The organism is Italian clover phyllody phytoplasma str. MA1 (genome assembly GCF_000300695.1).
GTDB lineage: Bacteria > Bacillota_I > Bacilli_A > Acholeplasmatales > Acholeplasmataceae > Phytoplasma.
Window position 1 is genome coordinate 1 of record NZ_AKIM01000093.1, and the last position, 240, is coordinate 240.

The window sequence follows — 240 nt, forward strand, 5'->3', positions numbered from 1 at the left end:
AGAAGTTACATTTTCAACTTTTTCTTTTGCGCTTTTAACTCTTTGTCTTACATCTTCTTTAAATACTGTTTTCAAAGGTTGAATTGCGGCGCTATAGGTGTTTTTTTGTGCTTTTAAAATTAAATCGATTTCGTCTAACTCTTTCTCTTTTTGTGTTAATTTATCGCTTTCATTTTTTAATTTTACTTTAGTTTCTTCATGGGCTTTTTGTTCTTCTTTTATTTGTTCTTTAAGTTTATT

Annotated in this window: 1 protein-coding gene; it reads right to left on the bottom strand. The window is 27.1% G+C overall.

What is annotated here, in order from left to right; genetic code table 11:
* The coding region (locus RI01_RS04070; protein ID WP_017193113.1) for a hypothetical protein at positions 1 to 240 on the bottom strand (240 nt) is incomplete at both ends.